Genomic DNA, 25,563 nt, shown 5'->3' with positions numbered 1-25,563 from the left:
ATGAAGCAATTATTTGATGATGTATCTTTTAAATGTAGCAAGTTAGTTACAAAAAACTATAGCACCTCTTTCTCCCTCGCGGTTTACATGCTTTCGCCAAGTATTAGGGATGCCATATATAGTATCTATGGTTTTGTCCGTTTTGCTGATGAAATCGTGGATTCGTTCCATGGTTATGACAAAGAAAGTTTAATCACAGAGTTTGAGGACGAATATTACAAAGCCTATGATAGAGGGATTAGTTTAAATCCTATATTGAATTCTTTCCAGCAAACGGTAAAGCAAAACAACATATCTGATGATCTTATTCAGGCTTTCTTAAAAAGTATGAAATTAGATTTGATAAAATCAGATTATCACAGCAAAGAAGAGTACGATGATTATATTTATGGTTCTGCGGATGTTGTAGGTTTAATGTGTCTTAAGGTTTTTGTAGCTGGTGACAATAAACGTTATGAGCAACTGAAAGATGAAGCTATGAGATTGGGTTCTGCGTTCCAGAAAGTAAATTTTCTTAGGGATTTAAAGGATGATAATCTGGTTTTGAACCGTAATTATTTCCCTGGAGTCGATTTAAATTCGTTCGACGAAAATGCAAAAACTGCAATCATCAATGAGATCGAAGAAGATTTCAGAGTTGCTTATGAAGGAATTGTGAAACTTCCTATTGAAGCTAAGTTTGGTGTATACACAGCTTTTGTGTATTACAAAAAACTACTAAAAAAATTAGAAAACACGCCTTGTCACGAAATTGGAAATGCGAGAATCCGAGTTTCTAATTACACTAAAGCCGGTTTACTGGCAAAATCTTTTGTGTCTTATAAATTAAAGCTAGTTTGATTACAGCTTGTTTTTAAAGGATTGTTATACTTAAATACAGAATAAAATGATATTTTTTTTGATTTTTCTAGGTACTTTTTTAATAATGGAATGCGTCACTTGGCTTACCCACAAATATGTAATGCACGGATCAATGTGGTACTTTCATGCCGATCATCACCAGCCGAAATACGCGAATGTTTTCGAACGAAATGATATCTTTTTCGTCATTTTCGCCATACCAAGCATTGTGCTTTTTTATTATGGTGTCGAGGGTGGTTTGAACTATAAATTCTTCATCGGACTTGGAATTATGTTTTACGGGATGTGTTATTTCATGATTCATGACGTCCTAATCCATCAACGTTTTAAGTGGTTCAAAAACACGAATAACAAGTATTTAATCGGTTTGCGAAAAGCGCACAAGGTACATCACAAACACTTGGGTAAAGAGCACGGAGAGTGTTTCGGAATGCTTTTTGTACCTTTCAAGTACTACAAAATATAAAGTTAAATTTGGGCGTGACCCAGCTTTCACTATCGTTACAGCGGGGTCGGGCTATCCGTTCCCGCTTTTTTATAATTGGTCTCGTTCTGAAAAAAACGAGGCCAATTATAAAAAGAGCTCCACTATTATCCCTCACGCGAACGCAGTGTTCCATGAAGGCATTTATCTTTAAAACACAATCATGAAAATATACAAACAAGAAACCATTCAGCATGTAAATGCAACTGTCGAAGAATGTTGGTCCTTTTTTTCAAATCCAAAAAATCTTCAGAAAATCACACCGGAAGGAATGGGTTTTCAAATCACAGATTTTGATCAAAAATCCATGTATCCGGGACAAATTATTCAGTATAAAGTAACGCCACTTTTTGGAATCACTTTATCATGGATGACTGTAATCACACAAGTAAAAGAAAATAGTTATTTCATAGATGAACAACGTTTTGGTCCATACAGTTTTTGGCACCACAAACATTTCTTTGAAGCAACACCAAACGGAACTAAAATGACCGATGTCGTGCATTACGGATTACCGCTTGGTTTTCTGGGCCGAATCATGAATACTTTAGTTGTTAAAAATAAATTGAAATCCATTTTTGAATACCGTGTAAAAAAGGTGGACGAAATGTTTAATGCAAAGTAATGAGCAAGCAAGAAGTTTCTATTTTTTGGTTCAGACGCGACTTGCGTCTGGAAGATAATGTTGGTTTATTTCAGGCTTTACAGTCCAAATATTCGGTAGTTCCATTGTTTATTTTTGATGATTCCATTTTGGATAGTTTACCAAAAAATGATGCCCGAGTAGGTTTTATCCATGATTCACTTTCGAAAATAAATACGCAATTACAGGAAATTGGAAGTTCACTTTTGATCAAAAAAGGAAAAACTTTTGATGTTTGGCAAACACTTTTAGAAGAATACGACGTCAAAGAAGTTTTCTTCAACAAAGATTACGAACCGTACGCGATACAACGTGATACGGCAATTTGTGAACTTTTAGAAGCAAATAAAACCATTGCTTATTCTTTTAAAGACCAAGTCATTTTCGAGGAAAAAGAAATCACAAAAGCAGATGGATTGCCATACACGGTGTACACTCCTTTTAAAAATAAATGGCTGGAAAAATACAAATCAATGGCGCCGGTTCAGGAATACGATACTGAATCTTATTTTTCCAACTTCCATAAAAACAGTTTTACTTTTCCCACTTTGGAACAAATAGGTTTCGAAGAAAGTCCCATAAAAGTTAAGCCACACAACTTAAAATTCATTGCAAATTATCAAGATATAAGAGATTTTCCAGCCTTGGATAAAACCTCTTATTTGTCACCACATTTGCGTTTTGGAACGGTAAGCGTACGGAAATTAGTTAATTGGGCATTTCATAAAAACGATGTCTTTTTGAGTGAATTGATTTGGAGAGAATTCTTTATGCAAATCTTATTCAGTTTTCCTAAAGTAGTTACCCAAAACTTCAAATCGGCGTATGATGGGATTCAGTGGCGCAATAATGAAGAAGATTTCAAGCGTTGGTGTTCGGGAACAACGGGTTATCCTATGGTTGATGCTGGAATGCGTCAACTAAATGAAACGGGTTACATGCACAACAGAGTCCGCATGGTTGTGGCAAGTTTTTTATGTAAACATTTGATGATTCAGTGGCAATGGGGTGAAGCCTATTTTGCCGAAAAGCTACTTGATTACGACATGTCTGCCAATGTTGGTAACTGGCAATGGGCAGCAGGAACCGGTTGTGATGCCGCACCTTATTTCCGTGTTTTCAATCCTGAGATTCAGCAAAAAAAGTTTGATGAAAAAGGAATCTACATCCGAAAATGGATTAAAGAATTCGATTTAGGTTACGGAAAACCTATGGTAGAACACGCTATGGCGAGAGATAGAGCAATTGCAACCTACAAAGCCGGAATCTTGAAATAAAAAGATTTAACATATAAGGCATTTAAGTTTTTGAGCATTATCTAGAAACTTAAATGACTTAAAGGTTTAAAAAGAAAATTATTTAATCAGTTTCTGCAACATCCCTTTAAAGATAAATCCATGAAAGGGCAAAACGGAATACCAATACAATTTTCCCCAAATTCCTCTGGGTCTGAAAGTTGCCGCTTGATACAACGTATTTCCTATTATTTTAAATTCGAGCCAAGCTTCGCCTGGAAGTTTCATTTCGGCAAATAAAATTAGTTTTCCTTCTTCTTTATTGGCATACAAGACACGCCAAAAGTCTAAAGCATCACCAGAATGGATATCGTGTCGGTTTGTTCTTCCTCTTCGAGAACCTACGCCACCGTATAATTTATCAATAAAACCGCGTAAATCCCATAACCAATCCCCGTAATACCAACCCGTATCACCACCGATGGACCAAATCCTGTTTATTGTGAAATTACGATCTATGATTTCCATTTTACGTCGGTCAATGTAGCAATCCTTTTTTGGAACCTTCAAATATTCCGACATGTTGCTGCTGAAACGTCCGCTGACCAAGGAATCTTTCCAACTCGAAGCTACTTTATCTTCGTCTACTTTTATTAATGCGCGGGAAAGTGCTTGTTTGTAGGACATCGGCGTAACATGCAATAACTCATTGATTCTGTTATCACTGCATACTACTTCGACTTTCATGCTGCTGACCAATGCTGAAGCGAGTCTATACGATGTTGAGGTTACAAAATAGAGCCAATAAGAAGATAATTTTGGGGTCATTATTGGGACAGTGAAAATCCATCTCTTTAATTTTTTTGCTTCTGCAAAACCCAAAAGCATTTCTTTGTACGTTAAAATATCGGGTCCGCCAATGTCAAAACTCTGATTGTAGGTAAGTGGATTCAGTAATGATTTGGATAAAAAATCGAGAACATCCGGAATTGCAATCGGCTGGCATTTAGTATTCAGCCATTTCGGGGTAATCATTATCGGAAGTTTATTCACTAAATCCCTGATGATTTCAAAAGAAGCACTTCCGGAACCCACAATTATTCCCGCTCGTAAAGTGGTTGCGGCAAAAGTTCCAATATTTAAAATTTCTTCTACTTTTTTTCTGGAAGATAAATGTTTCGACAGTGATTTATCATTCACAATTCCGCTCAAATAAATTACTTGTTTGGCTTTGGTTTCGTTCAATCGTTGCACAAAATTCAATGCCGAAAGGCTTTCTAATTCATCAAAGTTATCAGCTGATCCTGACATGGAATGAATCAGATAATAGGCAGCGTCAATATCATCTGGAATGGCTGATAATGTTTCCTGTTTGAGAAAATCGACTTCAATTACCGTAACATTTTTCTGAAATTCAATCGGACAATAAAACCTGTTTTTATCTCTCACACAACAGATTATATCGTGTCCTTGCTCTACCAACAATGGCAAAAGCCGTTTCCCGATATAACCTGTTGCGCCTGTTAAGAGAATTTTCATGGTTTTGTGTTTAAAGAATTAACTTAATTTATTGGAAACTAAGCTAATAAATTCTTTTCTGGTTTTGTCTTTCTCGAAAGCTCCTGTAAAAGACGATGTTGTTGTAACTGAATTTTGTTTTTGAATCCCTCGCATTTGCATGCACATGTGTTGCGCTTCAATCACAACCGCTACACCAAGTGGATTCAAAGCGTCCTGAATACAATTTTTGATTTGGTCTGTCAATCGTTCTTGTACTTGCATTCTTCGGGCAAACGCATCAACTACTCTTGGAATTTTACTTAAACCTACAATTTTACCATTTGGAATATAAGCGACATGTGCTTTTCCAAAAAACGGTAACATATGGTGTTCACACATAGAGTATACTTCGATATCTTTTACCACAATCATTTGTTGGTGATCTTCGGTAAACATTGCCGATTTTAGGATTTCCAAAGGATCCAGTCCGTAACCGTGTGTTAAATATTGCATGGCTTTGGCAACGCGTTCCGGAGTTTTTTCAAGCCCTTCACGAGTTACATCTTCGCCTAAATTTTCAATGATTACTTTATAATTATCCGCTAATGCTTCCGTTATTTCAGTATCGTATTGTTCGATTTTTTCGTAACTTTTCATTTCTTTTATCATCGTATTCTGTATTTCAATTTTATAATTGGCTATTTATTTTAGATTTTAAAGGTCACTATTCCATAATCCATTTCGAATATTTGACCTGAAATAGATTTAGCATTTTCCGAAATTAGAAAGTTGGCCATATTCGCAACCTCTTCAGGTTTCAAATATCCTTTCATCGGGTGGCGTTCCACCATATTTTCTTTCATACGGTCATTTCTCAAAATATTTGCCGAAAGGGACGTTTCGGTAATCGTGGGAGCAATGGCATTGATGCGTGCTACCGATGCCAACTCTGCTCCCAGCGATTTCACTAATCCTTCCACTCCAGCTTTTGCAGTAGCAATACTCGCATGAAAAGGCATTCCTAATTTTGCGGCTACTGTGCTGAACAAAATAATGGATGGATTAGTTCCCTTCTTTAAAACAGGTAAATATTTCTGAATGGCTTTTACAGCGCCAATAACATTAATTTCAAAGTCATTTCTGAAATCATCGATGCTCAAACTTCCAATAGGCTTCAAATTAATAGACCCTGGACAATAAATCAAGGTGTCAATGTTTTCAATTTCCGGAAGTGTATCTTTTAAAACATCTAATGAGTAATGTTTCAGGTTCGGATGTGTGATTTCAGGTGCATTTCTGCTGATGTTGTAAACCAAGTTTGTCTCTAATTGTTGCAACAAAATGGCACTGCCAATTCCTTTACTACCACCAATGATTACTATGTTTTTCATATGTATTATTCAATCAGTTATTTAAAATTTATTTTGGGTTTGTTTCGTATTATCGAAAAATTATCGTTTGGATATCTTGTTGTTGTTAATTTGTCTTTGCATCGTACATTTAAAACGACCTTCTCGAAATTCCCTTAATTTTTCATGCTTTGTTTTTCGTCCTTGCACTCTTTCGCGCCACATTCTAAAACTCGATGGTTTCATTTCGGTACGCATCAGGTTAATTACTTCTTGTTCTTTTAGTCCAAATTGCATTAAAATAGCATCAAAAGTGGTGCGGTCTTCCCAAGCCATTTCAATTATTCTATCTTTTTCTAAATCAGTTAGTTCTTTCTTTGTATTCATAAATTATATTTTTTTGCCATTCAAATATTACTCACTATCTCCAATATCAGCCATGGTATGCAGCTTTAATATCCGCGAACTTTCTTCTTTTACCAAAGGATTTTTCTTCATTTTCCATAAAAAATCACTCGCAAATTTTCTCGTTCTTTCCATGTTTACAATGGGTTTTGGATAATTAACTCCAACTTCAAAATCGTTAAATTTTTGATCCAAATAGGTCATTTTATAAGGTTCATGTACAAAAGCCCGAGGTAAATCGCGTAATTCAGGAACCCATTTTTTAATAAATTCACCGTCAGGATCGTGTTCGTAGCTGTTCTTTATCGGATTATATATACGTAACATATTAATTCCGGTTTCGCCAGCCTGCATTTGCAATTGCGGAAAATGAATTCCGGGCTCAAAATCCAGAAACATTTGTGATAAATGCTGCGTGGCTTCTTGCCAAGGCTGCCATAAATTATGGGTGAAAAATGAAACCAACATGGCGCGCATTCTAAAGTTCAAATAGCCAGTTTCATTCAAACAGCGCATGCAAGCATCAATCAATGGAAATCCGGTTTGTCCCGTTTTCCAAGCTTCAATGTAATTTTCATTGACTTTCTTTTTCAACGAATGGAATCCCTTATTAACACTTTCAAACTCCATGACTTCTTCCATTTCAAATTTTTGGATAAAATGTGCTTGCCAAGTAAGTCGAGATACAAAGGAATCAATTTGCTTTTTGTTATTGCAGGTCAATAGGAACGTAGCCGCTTTTTGCAATACTTGTCTCGAAGATAAATTTCCCCAAGCGATATATGGGGACAATCTGCTACAACTTTTTCGAGCTAATAAAGGTTTCGAAATATGCGAATTATAATTGTGATACCGTTCGTCAAAAAATGTCTGTAAATATTTCCCAGCCATGGTGCTGCCACCTTTTTGGAAAATAGCATCCGGAACAGTTTCTAAATTGGTTTTTTCTAAAGCTTTTTCGAGTTCGAATAGTGCTTCCGTATTTAGAAAATTTTCTGGTTTACCATCGAAAATAAATTGCGGTTGATTCATGTAGTCTTCCCACTTAGCAACCCAATTCGTTCGGTTTCGTAAGGCTCTGAAAATTCCGTTATTGGTATTTTCAATCCAATTTATTTGATTGTTTTTGCAAAAGCGTTTGAAAGTTTTATCTCTTTCGTAAGTAATTTTTAAACCAGTTTCCTGATGTGAATACACGGTTTCAATTTTATATGTTTCCTCAAGGATATTAAATACCTGAAGAATTTCTGAAGTAACCGCTAACACTTGCGTGTTCGATTGTTCCAGTTGTTTGTTAATGTCTACAAGTGATTGCTTGATGAAATTCCAGTGTCTAGGGCTGTAATGTGAATCATTTTCTAAAGATTTTTCGAATACATAAAGCAACAATGTGGGTATGCCAGTTTTTGTTGCATTAAAAATCGCCTCGTTATCCTGTAAACGAAGATCCCTTTTGAACCAAACTACATTAATATGTTTTTTATTAGTATTCATTTATCTTTTTAAAATAATTGTTGTTGCAACCATAATTTCTGGAATTTTGATTGTCCATCGTAATTGGATGCTTGTAACTTAATGTTGAACTTCCGGTCTCTTGGATCGTTACCAACACCGGAAACATACATCCAATTCCCGTAATTGCTATGTACATCGTAATCAATAAGCATCGCTTCAAAATATGCAGCTCCTATACGCCAATCTAATAGTAATTCCTTTGCAAAATAGGAACCTACATTTTGCCTCCCGCGATTGCTCATCCATCCTGTTTGTTGCAATTCAATCATATTAGCATTTACGAAAGGTTCTTCTGTCGTGCCGTTAATCCATTTTTTTATTGCTGATTGATTGGTTTTCCAATCGTATTTTTTGTCTAAAATTCCTCCGATTTTAAAAATCGAATTCCCGTTTTTCAACGATATATATTTAAAATAATCTCTCCAAATCAGTTCAAAAATTAACCAATACGTGGATTCATTTTTCCCGATTTGTTGTTCGTATTTATTAATTTCCCAATAAATAGTCTTTGCCGAAATAGAGCCGTTTGCCAACCAAGGAGAAAACTTCGAACTAAAATCAGCTCCAATTAATCCGTTTCGGGTCAATTTGTAAACACTTAGTTTTTTGGTTTCCCAAAAATAATTTTGCAATCGTTTCTTTGCTTCATCTTCACCGCCAGAAAAAGGAAAAGCCGTTCTGGAATCCATTTCAAAATCAGTAAAACCTAATGTTTCCATACTGGGAATTACAGTTTCGTTTGTAATCCAATTATATTCTGGCATTGGTTGAACTGTAAATTCAGAACGGATTTTCGTTGATTTTTCACATTGATTTCTGAACTGTGTAAAAACATTTGGAATCGATGCTAGGTCAAACGGAATATCTTCAGGATGAAATAAGAACTGATTGTAGGTGCTTTTAAAAGCTACTGAATCTGAAACTTTCGATTTTACATTCTCTAAAACTTCCATTTCTTCACTTGTCCATTCTTCTTGGAAGTATACAGAACTGATTTCATTTTGAGTAATTATTTTGGGAATCGCATCTTCAGGTTTTTGGTGATAAACCAAAAGCGGAATATTCAATTTTTCCAGATTTTGTTTCAATGCCGTTACCGATTCAATTAGGAATTTAGTTCGAAACTTTTCTGTTTTTTTAAATCCAAAATTAGTATCCTCAAAATGCCTTGGATCGAAAAAATACACCGCGATTACGGTTTCATTTTCATCAATAGCATTTGTCAACGATTCATTGTCATGAACTCTCAAATCATTTCTAAACCAAACTAACCCTTTTTGTTTCTTTTGCATTTTTCGCTACAATATTTGACTTCGTCCCATACTTTTTCCCATTTTTTCCGCCAGCTAAAAGGTCGGTTGCAAACCAAACACATTTTTGAAGGCAGATTTTCCTTCTTCACTACTTGTATTTTTGATATTCATTCACAACAATTTTCGCTTTTAAATCAAACATTAAATTGTATAGTCCAAAGAATGTTCTGTTCATATAAATGAAATGCTTTGAACCTCGGTTACCATTCATTTTTCTAAGATTGGTATCTTTCGAAAAGCGTTCTCCTAATGCTGCGATACTTTCAAAAAAAGTCTCATCAGAAAAATCGAATGTTTCTGCCTGAAATGGTTTTGTAAACAAAGACAATAAATCATGAAATAATTCGGTGAAATAGGCTACCTCTTCTTTCGAATCATCAACACGTAAAATTTCTAACTCAAACAATTTTGCATTAAACAATTTTGTATCGTTGATGACCTTTTTATCAATCAATTCAAAATAAGGAGTATAAAAATCATTTGGAATTTGTTTCATACAACCAAAATCCAGAGCAACTAATTGATTTTCTTCATTCACCAAAAAATTTCCAGGATGTGGATCAGCGTGTACTTTTTTCAAAACATGAATTTGATACATGTAGAAATCCCATAAAGCTTGCCCAATTTTAGCGGCCACTTCCTGGTTGGTATTTAGCTTCGTAAATTCTGAAAGATGCTTTCCTGTCATCCAATCCATCGTGATGATTTTTTCTGATGAGAATTCAGGATAGTAATTTGGAAATACTAAATTTTGAATTTTTTTACAGGCAGCAACTACTTCTTGGCTTTGTTTTAATTCTAGTAAATAATTAGTTTCTTCAACTAATTTGTCTTCAACTTCCTTAAAATACTTATCAGAATCTTTTCCTTGAAGGTTAAACATTCTGATGGCAATTGGTTTAACCATCGCTAAATCTGATGAAATACTGTTGGCAACTCCAGGGTATTGAATTTTTACAGCTAGTTTTTTACCGTCTTTTACCGCAATATGTACTTGTCCAATGCTTGCAGCATTCCTTGATTCAGCATTGAACTCATCAAAAATTTCGTACGGTGTTTTTCCAAAATTTGTCTTGAACGTTTTCAGTACTAATGGAGCCGAAAGTGGCGGTACGGAGAACTGAGATAATGAAAATTTTTCAACGTAAGCTTGTGGTAAAAAGCTTTTGTCCATGCTTAACATTTGAGCAACTTTCAGCGCACTTCCTTTCAAACTTTTCAATCCGTCATAAATATCTTCAGCATTGTCTTCATTTAATTTATCACGTGTCAAGTCAGAATTGACCATTTTCTCTCCGTAATATTTCAAGTAGTTCACGCCAACTTTTGCACCAGTTTGCACCAGTTTTGTAGCCCTTTCAATTTTTGAAGTAGGGATGTAGTCTATCGTTTTCATTACTTATTGTATATTTTTTCTTTGAAAATAAATTTTCCAAAATCGATTAAGCTGTCTATAGGAGCAATATTCATTAATTCAAAAGTCACTTTTACTGATTTTTCAATATAAATATCCGTTTTCTCAAAAGAAGGTGACGAATCATCCAACCAGAATTTCAGTGTCAATAAAAGTTGAATCCAAGACGTTTCCTGAAATGTTTTCTCTTGGAAATTTTGAAGTTTTTCTTGTTGTGTTCTAAACTCATCTGAAATGATTTCAGTAAGGAAATTTTTGAAACTGTTTCTTAGGCCGGAAAGCTGCATCAATTTTTTCAACTGATTATTGTGCTCTTGCAATACAAGTACAACGTAACTTCTGTTAGCAGTTAATATTTCGAAGAAAGTAAAGTAAAAACTTAACATTTTGCTTTTCATGTCATACATCTCGTATTCCTTGTTTTTGTTTAGCAAATCGATAGTTTTTTCTACAAACATTTTGAAAATTTCTTTTTCAATACTTTCTATAGTTCCAAAAAATGCATAAAATTCAGTTTCTGTAAAATCATTGATTTTTGTAAAATGATAAACTGATTTTGGTTTTTCACTATGATCTAGTACATAATTCATGTACATAGAAACTATTTTGTCTTTTGTTATTGGGGTTTTTTTAGTAGCCATTTTTGATGTGTTTCAAATTAGAGTATAAAGGTAGTGAATGTTTAACTATATATTAATAAAGTTAAACAAAATTTAATATAATTTTATATCGTTATAAATCATTAGCTTTACACTATTATGAAAAAGAATGTTTTAATAAGCGGCGGTTCGGGATTTATCGGAAGAAATTTGACTACTTTATTGTTGGCCAAAGGATATTCTGTTTCCATCTTAAGTAGGACTGAAAAACAGAATACAGGAGATGTTTTCTATTACAAATGGGATGTTGCAAAGCAAACTATTGATGAAGAAGCAATTTTGAAAGCAGATTATATTATTCATCTGGCTGGTGAAAACATAGCAGAGAAAAGATGGACTGCGAAGCGAAAAGCTGCCATAATTGATAGTCGGGAAAAATCCACTCAATTATTATATTCCGTTTTAAAAAAGCATTATAAAAAACTAGATGCTTTTGTTTCTGCTTCGGCGGTGGGGATTTATGGCGCTGTAAATGGAGAGGAAATTTGTACGGAGGATATGAAACCAGCAAATGATTTCTTGGGCTACACGTGTCAAAAATGGGAAGATTCTATTGATTTCATTGAGAATTTGAATATCCGTACAGTGAAAATCCGTACAGGATTAGTATTAGGGAAAAATGACGGTTTTTTAAAGAAGCTGATTCCTTTGTTCAAATTCAGGTTGGGTTCAGCATTGGGCTCTGGGAAGCAATATATGCCTTGGATTCATGTAGATGATTTGTGCGCTATTTATTTGCAAGCTATTTCAGATGCAAGTATGGAAGGACCTTATAATGCAGCAGTAAATGATAATACTACAAATACTATTTTTTCTAAAACATTAGCCTGCGTTTTTGGATATTCTATTTGGCTGCCTAATGTTCCTGCTTTTGTGTTGCAATTTGTGATGGGTGAAATGGCAGTAATTGTTCTTACCGGAAGAAGAGTTTCATCGGAGAAAATAGAGCAATCCGGTTTTAAATTTCAATTTAAAAATCTAGAAGGCGCTTTAAGGGATTGTTTAACAAAATAGATTTATTGTAAGACACAAATAATTTGAGTGTTTACATTTTTTGATATTTTGCTACGGACAATAAAAGGAATTTCTATATTAAAATCATCAGTGTTTAAAGGAAAGGCGGAATAGAGTTCAATTCCTTTATCCACTTTTTTCAGAGTTCCGTTGATCACTATCTTTTTAGTTTTCCCACGTATGGTTATTTTGCCCGTGATTAGGTATTGACTGGATTCTGAGTTAAGGTTTTTTAAATCAAATTTCTCAATTGTGCCTTTAAAAACAGCTTTTGGAAAACGGTTGCTTTCCATGTAATTTTTATTGAAATGCTCTTGCATTAAATCTCTTTTAAATTGAAAATCTTTAATGTTAATCCAACAAGCAATTTGGCCTGTTTTGGTTATCAAAATACAGGTGGTTTTTTCATTTATTGCTTTTACTTCTTCAAAAAAAGGAATTGAAGCCTCAAAATTTGTAATCCCTACGTAAGACATCATTTTTTCTTGAGCAGAAGTTGCACTCGCAATAATGAGTAGTACTATTTGTGTAATTTTTTTCATAATGATCTATGAATTAAATTACTTAAAGTTACAAAAAAAATATAATAAACTAAAGTGTTGATCCAGAGAAAAATTTGAGAATCAGTTAATTTTGCTAGTCTTTTTAATGAGAAATTACATTGAAATACTTTTGATGAAAATTCTTAAACACTATTTTTTATCAATTAGAAAGTTAATGACTATCCATGATTATAGCTCTAACTTGATATTGTATTTTTTTAAGCCTTCTAATGCTTCTTTTGAGGTGTAATCAAACTCTTCTTCGTGCAGGTCTTTTTCTTTTTTTAAGGCAATTTGTTTGATGCAATTACAAAAACGACGTACATCATTCATATTCGACAGAATTAATCCAGGAACCAGCATGCTTTTGCCTTCATTATCTTTGGCAACCATCGTGAAATAAGAGGAATTGCAATGCTTAATTTTTCCAGTTTGAATATTTTCAGCCTCAACCCGAATGCCAATAATCATGGAACTGTTCCCAACATAATTGACACTAGCTTTCATTGTTACCAATTCACCCACTTCAATTGGTTTGAGGAAATTTACGGTATCTACCGAAGCAGTTACACAATAATTGCCTGAAAATTTTGAGGCACAAGCAAACGCAATCTGATCCAGCAAGGATAAGATATATCCGCCGTGAATTTTACCGCTAAAATTAGTATGCGAAGGCAACATTAATTCCGAAATACTAATGTCAGAGGAAGCTACAGTTTTAAAGGTACGATTCATTTATTTTATTTTAAATGGAGAATTTACTTTTTTGACATCGGTAATAAAATAGCGAGTATCTCCCCACCAAGGAAATGTGCGATAGCGTTCCACATAATTTACCTGCACGTATTGCCCTTCGAATTCTTGTAAGTCAGCAATCACTTTTTCCTCACTGTCCAATACTGAAAAAGAAAATATTTGTGCGCCGGAAATCCCCTGACTTATTTCCCCTTCCCAGGTTTTGAAAGCAACGCCTTTGTTACTTACTTTTATTAATTCGCCTGAACGAACTCCTTCGCTGTACGTCGCGTTGTATAAAAAAGTAAAATAACCTACAATAGAAAGTACTACTATTACAGTGGTAACCATTAAAAATTTTCTCATTTTTATTTAATTTATTAATTGATTTTCGTCTTTTTCAGCTCTGTTTAATATGCTTTCTGGAAGTGCTTTTTTTGCTTTAGCTCCCATTTTTTTCAATTTTTCGACACTTACAATCAGGTTCCCTTTTCCTTCCACGAGTTTATTCATCGCTCCGCTGTATTCTGTTTTGCTTTCGTCAATTTTTTTACCAATTTTGATTAAATCAGCTACAAAACCTTCAAATTTATCATACAAAGCGCCGGCTTGACGCGCAATTTCGAGTGCGTTTTCTTGTTGTTTTTGGTTGGTCCACATGCTGTCAATCGTTCGCAAAGTAGCTAATAAAGTGGCAGGCGTAACAATAACAATGTTTTTCTCGAAAGCCTTATTGTACAAACTCGTATCTTCATTCAGCGCCATTGCAAACGCGGGTTCAATCGGGATAAATAATAAGACAAAATCCGGACTTTCTATTTGGTACAAATCATGATAATTTTTATTTCCTAATTGCTCAACATGACGTTTGATGGAATTGACGTGTTCTTTCAAATAGCTTATTTTTAAAATATCATCTTCCTCATTGATGTATTTTTCGTACGCCGTCAAAGAAACTTTAGAATCGACAATCATCTTTTTTCCGTCAGGCAGATTAATCACAACATCAGGAAAAACGCGATTTCCATCTTCTGTTGTGAACGCTTGTTGTACTTCGTATTCACGACCTTTCTCTAATCCTGATTTTTCAAGAACGCGTTCCAAAACTAGTTCGCCCCAATTTCCTTGCGTCTTGCTGTCACCTTTCAAAGCCTTGGTCAGGTTGATGGTTTCTTTGCTCATCTGGATATTCATTTCTCGTAATCCCAGAATCTGTTGGCGCAAAGCCGCATGATAATCAATGCTTTCCTTATGGGTATCTTCGACTTTCTTTTCGAACAATTGAATTTTATCCTGTAATGGTGTCAGGATATTTTTCATGTTTTCCTTGTTCTGCTCCGTAAATTTATTGGATTTTTCGTCTAATATTTTGTTGGCAAGATTTTCAAATTCTTTGGTGAATTTTTCTTGTAGTTTTTCCACTTCTTCCTTTTGCTCTTTGTTGCGTTCCCAAAGATTTTCAAAATCAACTTCTTTTTTCGAAAGCTGAATGGCCAAACTGTCTTTTTCGCATCGAATGTTTTCTTTTTCTGTATTGGTATTTTCTAATTGCTTTTCGAAAGTGGTTTTGTCAGCAATAATCTGCTCTTTCAGTTGATTGAATTGAGAATTTAAAGCGATTAATTTCTCTTCTAAACTGATTTTTTCGGATTGGAATCTAGCGGAGAAAATGAGTTTGCCAATAAAAACTCCAATAGCGAGTGCAACGATGAAAATCAATAAAAACGGAAGTATATTAGACATAGAATTTCTTTTTGTAAGGTTGTAAAAATAGACAAAAGTTTCTTGGTTTCCTTTTAGAAAGCAAAATAGTAACGGAAGTTTTTTAATAGAAAGGTATTACTTGAGATTATTCAAAACGTTTGTGTTTAAAAAAAAATTAAATAAAAAGAGCCAGATTTCATTTTGAAATCTGGCTCTTTTTTAATGCTAAAATCGATATTTTATTTTTTAACTATTTTGTCTTTGAAAACTACTTTATTTCCATTGGAAAGCGTGTAGATATATATTCCTACTGGCAATTTAGCAATGTCTATATGTGTTGCATTTGAGTTGCTAACACTTTTTAGTTTGATTGGAGCTCCCATCGATCTGCCTAAAATATCATAAATATTAAGCTTTAAATCTTCTTTGTTTTCGGAATTGATTACAACACTGAATGATTCTGAGGCAGGATTTGGATACGCAACTACAGACAATCCGTTCGTTGCAGTCAAGTCATTTGTTGATAAAGTTGAATCTGCTTTAAGTTCAAAACGAGCAATCACCGGACCATGGTCAGAAGTCGTATTGACATAATTTGGTACATCCAGTCGAGCGTCGTAAACTGTAGTTGAATTCGCAACATAATCCGTCGTTAACTCATTTGAAATAATAATGTGATCTAAGAAACCACCTGAAGACAAGTAGCTAAAAGCTCCCACTTTACTGATTTCTAAAGTCAAAGGGTTGTATCGTGACACATCTTCAACCATTTTTTGGTACGAAGAAGGGTTTCCTGCAATTACAGATTCATCTACATCATCATTATAATCTCCTAAAATTATCAAATTGGCATCAGGATAATGAACATCTAAACTGTCTTTCAATAATTCAGCGTCGTATTTTCTCATATTGTATCTTGCGATATCGGTTCCGCTATTTGCTCTGGCGTGAATGTTAATGATTTTTATGTCTTTTTTTACACCGCCAATATTCGTTTCAATTTCAACCATTTGCGGTAAGCGACCTGAGGAATAAAAACTAGCACTATTTCCGCCAGGATAATTGGGTAAGGTTGTCTTTTCTGCACGAATATCATCAAAAAGTTTACTGAACATTACTCGACTCTTTTTTACCGTAGTCGTTTTAGTATTATAAAGAACTACTAATTTTTGAGCTGGGAAGTCAGGCGTAGGAGCGTTGAACGAGTAGGACCATACCGGAGAAATCACTTTGTCAAAAGTTTTTCCGTTGATGCTTATTTTTTGGATTAATACATCTAAAGCAGCATCATCAGAAATCTCTTGAACTGCATAAACATCAGCATTCAAAGTATTTATTACTTTAGCCACATTTTCAATTTGCAATGCATCATCAGTTGGACCAAATTCAGTTCCCGTTGAACCGATTACATTGCTTCCAAAAAATTCTAAGTTGTACGTTGCGATGTCAAATGTTTCTGTTTTTGGTAATGAAGATCCCGTCAAAGAACCTATTTCTTGGTTCAATCCTGTTCCAACAACTGTCAAAGCACCTGAAATGTTCAATGCTTTTGAAGAAGGGAAAAAACGAGCATAAATTATTTTACCTGCAACTCCATCAGCAGCTGAAACCACTACACTGGATTGGAAAGTACTGTTGTCAACAGACAACTGATAATCAGCAGGAGCCGTAACCGTAATATCGCCGTAACCACCAGCCATGAAAACAAAAGATTGGCTTGTTGATGCTGTATTTTGAGTTACTTCTCCAAAATTCAATGCAGGATTTGAAGCTAAAAATGTCCCTTCATTAGAGATTTTTACGTCGTCAACAGTCCATTCAGCAGTATCCGTACCACCAGAAATAGTAGATTCATATACCCAAGCAATGTAAGTATGATTGGTTTTATACCCTTCCAGATTGATGTATTGGGACTGTTTGAATGTTCCAGTTGTAGTTGGAAAATCTCCTTCAAGAGCCGTCCAAGTTGCTGTTTCCGGGTTGCTTTTTCCATCGTAATCAACAGAAACCATTAATTTAAGTGGTGTTCCTGCGAAAAATTTACGGGAATAAAAAGACAATAATGGGAATTTGTCAAAAGTATCCAAACGTAAATTAGGAGAAATTAACCAGTCCTTACTAGCTCCAGTTTCTGAATATCCATTCATTTGTACTGCCGCAGGTGAACTGTTAAAACGCGTATTGGTACTCACCCATTTAATCTTGTCACCTGCTACACTATATTCTGTCCAACCGCTGTTTGTAAGAACATTTGCGTCATTGAAATCCTGAATGTAGGGATTAATTCCCGTTCCTGATAAAGCTACTGTTTTTGTAGAAGCACCAGTAGATTCATGCGTGATTTGTCCTGAAAAAACACCAGTTGAAGTAGGTGTAAATCGTACATAAACAGCAGGAGTTGTATTATTAGTGAAATCTTCTGATGGGAAAACCAATGTATTTTGGAAACCAGTAGTTTCATTCTTCGAAATTGTAAAGTTCCCGGATGCTGTCAGGGTTACCGCTCCAGTAAGATTAAGCGCCTCAACTTGGTAGTTTAATACAGTTGAACTGAAATTTTGCTCTGTAAAACTAAAATCTAAAACAGTTTTAGTAGTTGATAAAGAAGGTATTACAACGCTTGAGGTTGTTACGTCCAGTCTATTGCTGTCAGCTTGAATGTTACCAGTGGCATCTTCGGATATTGAGTATACTATATAATCAGTCCCTAAAGCTAATGCCGTAATATTTTTTACATACGCAACATTGGCCTCTGTAATTTCAAGTATACCTGCTTGTAAAGCCGCTGTATCGGTAGCATTCATTCCTGCTTTTATTTGCGCTGCGCTTGGGATAGCACTTCCTGATGGCAATAGAACAAAATAGGTTTTTCCAGTTTCATTCAGTTGCGTTGAAAAATCAAATCCATCGGAAAGGATGTTGCTTGTTTTTGGAAATCCATCTGCATTTACAGGAGGGGTAACATCATTGATTACACTGATGTTGTCAATGGCAAATGAAGGGCGGGAACCACTACCAGAAGCCTGTCTTGAAATCCATCTGATTTGAATTACTTCTTTATTGTCACAATCCGCTGGCAGAACAATTTTTATTTTTTCAATGTTTAGTCCTGTAGTACCTGAAGTTTGTAATGTTGTACCGCTCGAATACACTGTTGGTAACAAAGTAATAAAAGCATCCGTAGTACCAACTCTGTATTGAAGCACTAACTCGTTGATACGGGAATTTGTAGTTCCGTTATAAGGATTACGAATTACCATGGCGTCATATTCTATCGAGATACCCGATTTGCCAATTGTTTTGAATGCAAATCCTATAGTTAAATCTAAAGAACCGGTATTTAAAAAACCAATTTTTCCGGTGTAATTATGGAAATTACCACTCGTTGTAGCAGCTGTACTACTGGCAACTAATGCTCTGTCTGCAACTAATGTTGCTGTGGTATTAAATGAGCTTCCGGTAGCTGTACTGGCTGTCCAGCCTTGAAATCCAGCAGGATATGTAGCAGAGGCCACATCTAGAGTTGAAAAATCCTGAGAGAAAGGTAAATCTTGTGCTGTTGGCGCCGTTCCTTGGGCAAAAATGGTGGCTGAAAAGCAGCAAATAAAACTTAAAAAAGCCATGAAATGGCGGAAATGGTAATTGTGTTTCATAGGTTAATAATTGAATTAGGTGACAAAAATAATATTTCCAACGTTAAGAGAATATTATAAATTCAACTATTTCAGACTGAAAGTAAAAGGGGGTTTGTCCTTAAATAACAGCTTAATAAGCCCTACTTTTTTTAAATATTTAAAAATAAAAAGGCCAATATGAATAATGATCCATATTGGCCTTTTTTAAACAAAATCAATTGCTATTCATCCAGTTTAATATTTCCTCTGTCTTCCTTATTATCAGGATGGGAATTTGGATAACGATTAGCAGTAATATCCGAGTTATGATCTTTATTTTCTACCATTTTTTTAGCTTGTTCATCAGAAACATTAGCAATATCAGAACTTAAATTAACAGGAGTAGTGTCCTCATTTTGTTCTAAAGTTGCTTCTATATTTCGTGCTCTTTGGACAATTTTTTGATTTCCATGTGCATCAGTTTCTACTTCTGATTTCAAATGTGATACTTCAGGATTCGTATTTTGGGCTAGATTCTGACCGCTAAATCCTTCGTTTGTATTTTGCTTATTATTTGTTTTTTTTGAACCTAAATCATTACTTTCCATACTCTTTAATTTTAAAGTTAATTCGCTTAACTTCTATAATGTTACGTCATTAATTTGAAGTAATTCAATTATTTAACATAGCTTTTGGTTTACAACAATAAATGTATAGCAACACTATTTTAAATCCAGCGAAAACAAAACTATCTTTGCACACACAAATAATTCAATAAAATGTCCCATTCGCACTTCATCATTCATAAACCTTACGGATATCTAAGTCAGTTTATTTACGAGTTGAAACGAAAAAAGAAACTGCTGGGTGAATTGCACGATTTTCCCAAAGGAACGATGGCAATAGGCCGACTTGACGAAGATTCAGAAGGATTATTGTTGTTGACAACGGATGGTATGATGAGCGAAATCATTCGAAGTAAAAAAGTAGACAAGGAATATTATGTCCAAGTCGATGGAATTATCAATCAGGAAGCGATTGAGCAATTGCAAAAAGGAGTCGAAATAGGTTTTAATGGTACGAAATACATCACGAAACAGTGTAAAGCTTTTTTGATAATTGAAATTCCTGCTTTTGGAACAAGAGGAAAAAAAATTCGCGATGAACGTCACGGTCCCACCTCTTGGGCTTCGATAACCGTGAATGAAGGGAAGTTTCGCCAAGTTCGAAAAATGACCGCTGCTGTTGGTTTTCCTACGTTGCGCTTGGTTCGTGTTCGAATAGGAAATGTACATCTTAATGATTTACAAGCTGGAGAAGTGATTGAAGTATCTGATTTTGCAATCGATACGAATAAAGAATAAAAATAAAAAATATCAATAATAACAATGTTAAACATCGTTTTAGTAGAACCTGAAATTCCAAATAATACTGGAAATATTGGCCGATTGTGTGTGGGAACCGAAAGCTGTTTGCACTTAATTCATCCTTTTGGATTTGTCATCAATGATAAAAACCTGAAACGCTCCGGTTTGGATTATTGGGTGCATCTTGATGTTACGGAATATCAAAATGTCGCCGAATGGAAAGCACAGATTCTGGATTTATCCCGAGTTTTTCTGATGAGTTCTCATGCCGAAAAATCGTATTTGGAGAATGATTTTCAGGATGGTGACTGGTTGGTTTTTGGGAAAGAAAGTAAGGGTTTGAGTGAAGATGTTTTAAACGAATTTCCCAATCATCTGACAATTCCTATGTCACCGCTTATTAGAAGTTTTAATATTGCAAATTCTGTAGCGTTTGTCATTGGGGAAGCAAAGAGGCAAATAGCTGGTAAATTGTAAATTACGAATTTATAATTGTAAAAAGTAAGGTAGTTTTGTGGTTGAAATTCCATATATTTGAGTAGGTTATTCTGGATTGAATTGTGTTTTTTTCTCCTTTAAAACGTACTTTTTATGATTGATAAAATTACTCTTAGAACCACCATTTTTAAACATTTGGATGGTTTAGTTACAGCACCTGTAGCATATGTTTTGCATGAAAAAGGAGTGCTATCCTATATTCTTGACAAAAAAGAAGTCACACTTACAGAACTTTCGGCTCAGTTTAAAGCCAATGAAGGCTATCTCAATGTGGGTTTACGTGTTTTGTGCTCCCAAGGATTCTTGGATTATCATATCAATACGACTACAGACCAAATTAAATTCAGCATAAACGAAAAAAGCGCGATTGCTTTTTCGATGTTCTATTTGTATGAAGATGTGCTTGATTTACTGCATTTCACGATGCAATTTCGCACGCGTTTATTAGACGATATTCCGTTCGTTAGACTGGGTCTAATTTTCGATTTGTATAAAAAAAATTATGAAATTTCATTTTCGAATGACGCGTTGACCAATCAAATTCAACATCAGATTCTAACGCATATTGAAGGTTGTTTGGTTGGACCAATATTAGTGCGATTGGGTATGAGCGGTATGTTTCATAAGTATTTTATGGAGATTTCTTTCCGCCCTGAAGAATTTCATAAATCTCCCGAAAATTTCAAAATCATTCTCGATTTCTTTACCAATTTAGGTTGGTTTACCCAAAAAAAAGGCAACTATCAGTTTACGGAAATGGGGTTGTTTTTTGCCAAAAGAGCCTCTGCTTATGGAGTTACAGTTTCCTATTTACCTACTTTCAGTAAAATTGAGGATTTGATTTTTGGTAACCCAAATATACTCCGTACGATTGCCGAAGATGAAGATGAAATTCATGTAGACCGGGAAATGAATGTTTGGGGAAGCGGAGGTGCTCACGATACTTATTTTAAAGTCGTAGATGAAATTATCATCAAATTATTCAATTTACCAATTGAAGATCAGCCGAAAGGAATTCTAGATATGGGTTGCGGGAATGGAGCATTTATAGAACATATTTATACTGTAATCGAGAGACAAACCCTTCGCGGAAAAATGCTGGATGATTATCCTTTATTCCTTGTTGGCGCCGATTACAATCAGGCAGCGTTGAAAGTAACCCGAGCCAATTTAATCAAAGCCGATATTTGGGCCAAAGTAATTTGGGGCGATATTGGTCAACCGGATTTGTTAGCCAATGACTTATTGGAAAATTATAACATTGATTTGAAAGATTTACTAAATGTGAGAACCTTTTTGGATCATAACCGAATTTGGGAAATGCCAAAGCAAATTACCAAAGACAGAGTAAGTCAATCCACAGGTGCATTTGCGTATAGAGGAGAGCGAATCAGTAATAGTCTTGTCGAAGATAATCTGTTGGAACATTTTAATAAATGGTCGCCTAATGTTCGGAAATTTGGATTGTTAATGATTGAATTGCATACCATTGCTCCAAGTTTGACCGCAGCAAATTTAGGGAAAACGGCTACCACAGCTTATGATGCAACCCATGGTTTTTCCGATCAATATATTGTAGAAATTCCGGTTTTACATAAAATAGCCGCTGAAGCAGGATTGTATCCGGATACTAATTTCTTTAGGAGATTCCCAGACTCAAATCTTGCAACAGTGAGTATAAATTTATTGAAAGGAATTGGATAATGTAATTTTAGAGCTAAACAATCATGAATTTTCCTTTTTCAGCGTCAAAAACAATATGTTCGTCTTTGAATAAGGTATTGAAACTTCCTTTTGAAATAAAATTGCAAGGCTCGTCTTGAAGCACAGTTTCAGGAGTCATAATAATCATTTCGTCACTCAATTGTATCGCCATATCAATATCATGAGTAGAAAATAAAATGCATTTTCCGGTTTCATGAGTAAGCTTTTTCAAAAGTTTGAATAAGGCTACTTTGTGCAATAAATCCAAATGGGTAGTAGGTTCGTCCAAAATTATTAATGGAGTATCCTGTGCCAAAGCTCGCGCAATCAATACTTTCTGTAATTGCCCGTCACTAATCTCATAATGTTTTTTTGTGGCTAAATGACTGATTTGTGTCAACACCATCGCTTCATTCACTTTAACAATATCAATATCAGATAAAGTTCCGATCCAATTGGTGTACGGTTGTCTTCCTAAAGCAATGAGTTCAAAAACGGTTAAATTACTAGGTGGTAATTTTTCGGTTAAAACGATACTTAGGTTTTGTGCCAAGTCCAAAGGTTCATAATCAGTAATTTTCTTTTCATTCAAGAAAACGGTACCTAAAAGCGGTTTTTGGATTCCAGTTATCGTTTTTAAAAGCGTGGATTTTCCAATACCATTCGCACCAATTAAAGCAATCAGTTTTCCTTTTTTTAAAGAAATAGAAATATCCGAAGCCACTACGATTTCTTCTTTTTTATGAGAATAACCGATGCTGATTTGAGACGCTTGTAAGATAATTTTGTTTTCCATTAGGCAATCATTTTTCGTTTTCTAACCAATAACCAAATTACGACCGGAGCACCAATAATTGAAGTAACAGCATTGATTGGCAAAGTGATTTCCAATCCGGGCAATTCTGAAAGTACATCACAAATAAGCATAATCGAAGCTCCTAAAAGTAACGTACTCCAATACAAAACAGAATGATTACTGGTTTGAAATACTAATTTTGCTATATGTGGAACTGCCAGTCCTATAAAAGCAATCGGACCTGCATACGCCGTGATGCTTCCTGCTAAAATACTCGTTGCAAAAATAATAATCAATCGTGTTTTTTTGAAATTCAAACCTAAACTGCGAGCGTAATTTTCACCAAGCAGCAACGCATTAAGCGGCTTGATGCTAAATAGACTTAATAACAAACCAATCCCCACACAAACGGTTAGAATTAACACAGAAGACCAAGACAAATTTCCTAAATTTCCCATGGACCAAAACGTAAATTTCTGTAATTGTTCAGCCGAGCTAAAGTACGCAAGAACGCCTACTATTGCACTGGTAAAACTACCAAACATTAGCCCCACAATTAAGATGGCCATGGTATCGCGAAGCTTTTGGGAAACCATCAAAACGGCAAGTAATACAACAGAACTTCCCATAGTTGAGGCTAAAACCACTCCATAAGAGGATAGTAAAATTGTACTTAAAAAAGGAGGAAGTAAGCTCGCTCCTAATATTACAAAAGCGACACCTAAACTGGCTCCGGAACTCAGTCCTAAAACATAAGGTCCTGCCAATGGATTCCGAAACAAAGTTTGCATCAACAAACCACTTATGGATAATCCCATTCCAACAAGAATTGCTGTAATGGCCTTGGGTAAACGATAATTGATGATGATATATTCCCAGGTGGATTTACTCGCTTGACCACCAGTTAAACTAGTATAAATTTCTTTAAAAGGTATCGTTATGGAACCAAAACTAATGTTTACAAAAAACAAAAGAACAAGCCCAAAAGTAAATAAGAAAAATAGAAAAGTATTTCGTTTTTGATTCGCCAATTTAGTTTAGTTTTTGTGCAAAAGTAAAAGTATAATTTGGAAGCAGTTCCGGATGGAAGATTTTAATGTAATCTTTCAATACTAAATCTGGTCTGCTTGCTGCCAATTCATAGTAAATGGTTCCTCCCGTTGCGCCTAATTTACTTTCAAAAGTATACACATTTTTAGATTTTGCAGCATCAAATTGACTGTAATGCGTATTGCTATTTTTAAATTCAGCAATACTTTTGAAAGAACCTGTTGCAATCCAATATTTTGCCGTTTTTGCTTTCTCTAATATTTTTTCAAAAGGCAAACTAAGACTTCCTGTTCCTGCAACATTTGCCCACAAATAATTTGCTTTGGCGTCCTTCATAAATTGCGCTACCCAGCTATTTCCTTTTGCTACATACCATTGATCTTGATACATTGATCCGTATAAAACTGTAGCTGTAGGTTTTTTGGTTGCAACCAATTGTATCGCGTCATTATAATTTTTAACAATTCCGTCAAAAAGTGTTTTTGCCTCTTTTTCTTTTCCAAATAAAGCGCCGTAAAGCTTAATCCATTCTGCTTTGCCAAGTGGAGTTTGTTCCATCCAATCCGCTTGAATGAGTACTTTAAGACCACTTTTTTGTAAATTATCAAGCATTGGATTGTTGTTGTCAATGCCAAAGGTTACGATTAAGTTAGGCTCCAATTCAATGAGCTGCTCCATATTTAATTTTTCGTTTTGCCCTATGTTTTTAACAGTGCCGGCATCAATTAGTTTCCTGGTTTTTTCAGAAGAAACATAATCGGTATGAGGAAAACCCACCAGTGATTTTTCAACTCCCAGCATTTCCAAAAAAGGGATTATAGTTGTTGAGGTAACCACAATCGATTGTAAAGGAACTGGAATTGTAGTATATTTTTTTAGGCTGTCAGGAATGCTGCCGTTTTTTTCTTTTAGTATATACGTGAAGTTTTTATTGGCTTCGGGCCAAGGATTTGAAACCGTCACTATTGAATATCCTTCATATTTATTTATAGAAAAGCCCGAGGCATATTCGATTGCATTTTTTGAATTTTTGGGTTCTTTTACCTTTAAGGTTTCGCTTTTTTTACATCCAACGAAAGTTGAAAAAGACAAAATAAAAAGGATTAATCTAATGGAGAACTTCATGGTTTAATTTTTCGATAGCAACAAAGGTATACCAAA

Annotated in this window: 26 protein-coding genes; 8 read left to right on the top strand and 18 right to left on the bottom strand. The window is 34.9% G+C overall.

Annotated features, from left to right (window positions below; all coding sequences use genetic code 11):
* The 4 genes from BC952_RS12985 (at nt 1) to BC952_RS12970 (ending at nt 3,265) form a co-directional block, all read left to right on the top strand.
* Nucleotides 1–840, top strand: a complete 840-nt coding sequence (locus tag BC952_RS12985; protein ID WP_121366057.1) for a phytoene/squalene synthase family protein — start codon at nt 1–3, stop codon at nt 838–840.
* Between the two features lie 46 nt (nt 841–886).
* A complete protein-coding gene (locus BC952_RS12980) occupies nt 887–1,327 on the top strand; it encodes a sterol desaturase family protein (protein ID WP_113633487.1) in 441 nt (146 codons plus the stop codon).
* A gap of 181 nt (nt 1,328–1,508) precedes the next feature.
* Entirely contained in the window at nt 1,509–1,970 is a 462-nt protein-coding gene (locus BC952_RS12975; protein ID WP_121366056.1) for an SRPBCC family protein, read from the top strand.
* Nucleotides 1,970–3,265, top strand: a complete 1,296-nt coding sequence (locus tag BC952_RS12970; protein ID WP_121366055.1) for a cryptochrome/photolyase family protein — start codon at nt 1,970–1,972, stop codon at nt 3,263–3,265. The genes BC952_RS12975 and BC952_RS12970 overlap by 1 nt, the downstream gene beginning before the upstream one ends.
* A gap of 78 nt (nt 3,266–3,343) precedes the next feature.
* Here the strand turns inward: BC952_RS12970 and BC952_RS12965 are convergent, their stop codons facing one another.
* From BC952_RS12965 to BC952_RS12925, 9 genes are read right to left on the bottom strand one after another with little or no spacing between them, the layout of a single operon-like run.
* Entirely contained in the window at nt 3,344–4,762 is a 1,419-nt protein-coding gene (locus BC952_RS12965) for an SDR family oxidoreductase (protein WP_121366054.1), read from the bottom strand.
* An 18-nt stretch (nt 4,763–4,780) separates the two neighbouring features.
* Nucleotides 4,781–5,380 carry a GTP cyclohydrolase I FolE gene (folE, locus tag BC952_RS12960; protein WP_091171810.1) on the bottom strand — a complete coding sequence of 200 codons (600 nt, stop codon included), beginning with the start codon at nt 5,378–5,380 and terminating at the stop codon, nt 4,781–4,783.
* A gap of 50 nt (nt 5,381–5,430) precedes the next feature.
* Nucleotides 5,431–6,114 carry an SDR family NAD(P)-dependent oxidoreductase gene (locus BC952_RS12955; protein WP_121366053.1) on the bottom strand — a complete coding sequence of 228 codons (684 nt, stop codon included), beginning with the start codon at nt 6,112–6,114 and terminating at the stop codon, nt 5,431–5,433.
* 60 nt (nt 6,115–6,174) lie between these two features.
* Nucleotides 6,175–6,459, bottom strand: a complete 285-nt coding sequence (locus tag BC952_RS12950) for a TIGR03643 family protein (RefSeq protein ID WP_121366052.1) — start codon at nt 6,457–6,459, stop codon at nt 6,175–6,177.
* Between the two features lie 27 nt (nt 6,460–6,486).
* Complete coding sequence (locus tag BC952_RS12945; protein ID WP_121366051.1) at nt 6,487–7,971, bottom strand: cryptochrome/deoxyribodipyrimidine photo-lyase family protein; 1,485 nt, start codon at nt 7,969–7,971, stop codon at nt 6,487–6,489.
* A gap of 8 nt (nt 7,972–7,979) precedes the next feature.
* The gene (locus BC952_RS12940; protein WP_121366050.1) at nt 7,980–9,284 is read right to left on the bottom strand and encodes a DASH family cryptochrome; all 1,305 of its coding nucleotides are present in this window, start codon (nt 9,282–9,284) and stop codon (nt 7,980–7,982) included.
* Entirely contained in the window at nt 9,260–9,394 is a 135-nt protein-coding gene (locus tag BC952_RS12935) for a DUF2256 domain-containing protein (RefSeq protein WP_082014130.1), read from the bottom strand. Before BC952_RS12935 ends, BC952_RS12940 begins: the two co-directional genes overlap by 25 nt.
* Nucleotides 9,394–10,701, bottom strand: coding sequence for an ABC1 kinase family protein (locus BC952_RS12930; RefSeq protein ID WP_121366049.1), 1,308 nt, complete (start codon nt 10,699–10,701; stop codon nt 9,394–9,396). Before BC952_RS12930 ends, BC952_RS12935 begins: the two co-directional genes overlap by 1 nt.
* Nucleotides 10,701–11,360, bottom strand: a complete 660-nt coding sequence (locus BC952_RS12925) for a TetR family transcriptional regulator C-terminal domain-containing protein (RefSeq protein WP_113633479.1) — start codon at nt 11,358–11,360, stop codon at nt 10,701–10,703. Before BC952_RS12925 ends, BC952_RS12930 begins: the two co-directional genes overlap by 1 nt.
* 117 nt (nt 11,361–11,477) lie before the next feature.
* Here BC952_RS12925 and BC952_RS12920 point away from each other — a divergent pair, with 117 nt between their 5' ends.
* A complete protein-coding gene (locus BC952_RS12920) occupies nt 11,478–12,392 on the top strand; it encodes a TIGR01777 family oxidoreductase (protein WP_121366048.1) in 915 nt (304 codons plus the stop codon).
* A gap of 2 nt (nt 12,393–12,394) precedes the next feature.
* Here BC952_RS12920 and BC952_RS12915 read toward each other — a convergent pair whose 3' ends face one another.
* The 6 genes from BC952_RS12915 to BC952_RS12890 form a co-directional block, all read right to left on the bottom strand.
* Nucleotides 12,395–12,934 (bottom strand): YceI family protein, encoded by a 540-nt coding sequence (locus BC952_RS12915; RefSeq protein WP_121366047.1) that lies wholly within the window; start codon nt 12,932–12,934, stop codon nt 12,395–12,397.
* Between the two features lie 189 nt (nt 12,935–13,123).
* The gene (locus BC952_RS12910) at nt 13,124–13,669 is read right to left on the bottom strand and encodes an acyl-CoA thioesterase (protein WP_121366046.1); all 546 of its coding nucleotides are present in this window, start codon (nt 13,667–13,669) and stop codon (nt 13,124–13,126) included.
* Complete coding sequence (locus BC952_RS12905; protein ID WP_121366045.1) at nt 13,670–14,035, bottom strand: 6-phosphogluconate dehydrogenase; 366 nt, start codon at nt 14,033–14,035, stop codon at nt 13,670–13,672. It lies immediately after the preceding gene.
* A 6-nt stretch (nt 14,036–14,041) separates the two neighbouring features.
* Nucleotides 14,042–15,412: a DNA recombination protein RmuC gene (locus tag BC952_RS12900; protein WP_121366044.1), complete on the bottom strand. Its 1,371-nt coding sequence runs from the start codon at nt 15,410–15,412 to the stop codon at nt 14,042–14,044.
* Between the two features lie 200 nt (nt 15,413–15,612).
* Complete coding sequence (locus BC952_RS12895; RefSeq protein WP_121366043.1) at nt 15,613–19,026, bottom strand: T9SS-dependent choice-of-anchor J family protein; 3,414 nt, start codon at nt 19,024–19,026, stop codon at nt 15,613–15,615.
* A 203-nt stretch (nt 19,027–19,229) separates the two neighbouring features.
* Nucleotides 19,230–19,595 carry a hypothetical protein gene (locus BC952_RS12890; RefSeq protein WP_121366042.1) on the bottom strand — a complete coding sequence of 122 codons (366 nt, stop codon included), beginning with the start codon at nt 19,593–19,595 and terminating at the stop codon, nt 19,230–19,232.
* Between the two features lie 171 nt (nt 19,596–19,766).
* Here BC952_RS12890 and BC952_RS12885 point away from each other — a divergent pair, with 171 nt between their 5' ends.
* The 3 genes from BC952_RS12885 to BC952_RS12875 all read left to right on the top strand — a co-directional run bounded on the left by BC952_RS12885 (nt 19,767) and on the right by BC952_RS12875 (nt 22,556).
* Nucleotides 19,767–20,351 carry a pseudouridine synthase gene (locus BC952_RS12885; RefSeq protein ID WP_121366041.1) on the top strand — a complete coding sequence of 195 codons (585 nt, stop codon included), beginning with the start codon at nt 19,767–19,769 and terminating at the stop codon, nt 20,349–20,351.
* A 24-nt stretch (nt 20,352–20,375) separates the two neighbouring features.
* On the top strand, nt 20,376–20,831 hold the full coding sequence (locus BC952_RS12880) for a tRNA (cytidine(34)-2'-O)-methyltransferase (protein ID WP_121366040.1): 456 nt from the start codon (nt 20,376–20,378) through the stop codon (nt 20,829–20,831).
* Nucleotides 20,832–20,945: 114 nt separating this feature from the next.
* Nucleotides 20,946–22,556 (top strand): class I SAM-dependent methyltransferase, encoded by a 1,611-nt coding sequence (locus BC952_RS12875; RefSeq protein ID WP_121366039.1) that lies wholly within the window; start codon nt 20,946–20,948, stop codon nt 22,554–22,556.
* A 13-nt stretch (nt 22,557–22,569) separates the two neighbouring features.
* Here the strand turns inward: BC952_RS12875 and BC952_RS12870 are convergent, their stop codons facing one another.
* From BC952_RS12870 to BC952_RS12860, 3 genes are read right to left on the bottom strand one after another with little or no spacing between them, the layout of a single operon-like run.
* A complete protein-coding gene (locus BC952_RS12870) occupies nt 22,570–23,352 on the bottom strand; it encodes an ABC transporter ATP-binding protein (protein ID WP_121366038.1) in 783 nt (260 codons plus the stop codon).
* Nucleotides 23,352–24,383, bottom strand: coding sequence for an iron ABC transporter permease (locus tag BC952_RS12865; protein ID WP_121366037.1), 1,032 nt, complete (start codon nt 24,381–24,383; stop codon nt 23,352–23,354). The genes BC952_RS12870 and BC952_RS12865 overlap by 1 nt, the downstream gene beginning before the upstream one ends.
* A 1-nt stretch (nt 24,384) precedes the next feature.
* Nucleotides 24,385–25,527 (bottom strand): ABC transporter substrate-binding protein, encoded by a 1,143-nt coding sequence (locus tag BC952_RS12860; protein ID WP_121366036.1) that lies wholly within the window; start codon nt 25,525–25,527, stop codon nt 24,385–24,387.
* Nucleotides 25,528–25,563: the final 36 nt, after the last annotated feature.

Source organism: Flavobacterium limicola (assembly GCF_003634755.1).
In the GTDB taxonomy this organism is placed as follows: Bacteria; Bacteroidota; Bacteroidia; order Flavobacteriales; family Flavobacteriaceae; genus Flavobacterium; species Flavobacterium limicola.
The sequence above is the reverse complement of the archived record's forward strand: the minus strand, read 5'-3'. Positions and strand labels throughout refer to the sequence as shown.